We start from the raw sequence: 1626 nt of genomic DNA on the forward strand, positions 1-1626 counted from the left end.
AACTCAACTTTCGCATCTAAAAATCATTAACTAGCCCTTGATGTAACGGGTATCTTTCTAAGAAAACCATCAAAATTACAACAAAAAAACATCCCTTTTTGGTAAAATGTAGTCACCACAACTCACAACCAAAGAAAGGGATGTCTTATGGCTACTATTTTACCAAATTCTCAATCGAAAAACGAGACTGATTCTTATATTTCACGCTTTTTCAAGGACAATAAAATTGGTACATTGCTAAATAAGGCGAATGTTCGTAAAGAAGAAGGAATCTCTCCCTTGTTACTGATCCAGTTCATCTTTTCTCTTGTTTTACACGGTAAGAACCTTTATCGAATTCTTGATTCTGGTCGTATTCAAGATGCTCCTGCAAAAGATGCCGTTTATCGTTTGCTCAATAACCCAACCTACAATTGGCGGAAGTTTCTTGTTTTGTTGAGTAAAAATGTGATTGTAACCAAATTATTACATTTGGTTTCGAACAATCGGGAACGCGTCCTTATTTTCGACGATTCGTTGTTTAGCCGAGCACGAAGTAAAGCTGTAGAACTATTAGCACTCGTCCATGATCATACGACGGGAACGTACGTTAAAGGCTTTCGTATGCTTACACTTGGATGGTCAGATGGAAATACTTTTATCCCCCCCCTTGCGTTTTCACTTCTCAGTTCTGAGAAAAAGAAAAATCGCTTCCAAGAGATCAACTCTTCTGTGGATAAGCGTACAGTCGGATATAAGCGCCGTAAAGAGGCACTGAAAAAGTCGACAGAAGCAATGTTTGACCTTTTAGATGAAGTGAATCCGTTACAACTTTGCGCAAGAACATTGCTTTTTGATAGCTGGTTCGCTTTTCCTAAAGTGATTAAACGGGTTGTTTCGGAATATCCACTTCACGTGATTTGTATGCTCAAAAGTATGCACCGCGTATATTACCTGTATGAAGGTGAGAAGTACACACTAAACCAACTCTATAAGAGCGTTCGAAAAAAACGTGGCCGTGCAAAGATTCTTGCTTCCATCGTGGTCAGTTTAGGTGAAAACGCAAAGGGCGATGATATACAAGCACGAATTATATTTGTACGAGATAAAAACCGCTCGAAAAATTGGTTAGCTCTCTTAAGCACGGACCTCGAATTGCCAGAAGAAGAGGTTGTTCGTCTTTATGGAAAGCGCTGGGACATTGAGTGCTTCTTCAAAGTAACCAAATCCCACTTGCGTTTGGCAAAAGAGTTCCAATCACGTAGTTACGATGCGTTAGTAGCCCATACTACGATTGTTTTTACACGTTATATCATGCTTGCGCTTAGTGCTCGCGAAGAAGAGGATCCAAAAACGATTGGTCAACTCTTCTATTTGTGTTGCGATGAAATGGAAGATATCCGTTTTGCTCAAGCTATCATGTTGATCATAGATTTGCTCAAATCCACTCTTTCCCAAGAACCAGTTCTTTCGGAAGTAAGAATACAATCCATAATCGACGAACTATTTAGTCAATTGCCTCAATTTTTAAAGAAAGCTTTTCTTGATGATGATAAAGAAAAAATAACAAAGGCAGCATAATAATTCTTGTTTGATTCTAATTATAGTAAGATTTAAGAGCTATTTTTACTGTGCGAAAGTTGAGTT

1 protein-coding gene is annotated in these 1626 nt (G+C 38.3%); it reads left to right on the top strand.

Annotated features, from left to right (window positions below):
- The first annotated feature begins 147 nt into the window (after positions 1-147).
- Positions 148-1560, top strand: coding sequence for an IS4 family transposase (locus tag JCM21714_RS17705; RefSeq protein ID WP_052000899.1), 1413 nt, complete (start codon positions 148-150; stop codon positions 1558-1560).
- Positions 1561-1626: the final 66 nt, after the last annotated feature.

It is taken from the genome of Gracilibacillus boraciitolerans JCM 21714, from assembly GCF_000521485.1.
Taxonomy (GTDB): Bacteria; Bacillota; Bacilli; order Bacillales; family Amphibacillaceae; genus Gracilibacillus; species Gracilibacillus boraciitolerans.

What these genes read in the sequence shown, in the direction of transcription:
- JCM21714_RS17705 (WP_052000899.1), top strand. Translation starts at nt 148, where the DNA reads ATGGCTACTATTTTACCAAATTCTCAATCGAAAAACGAGACTGATTCT.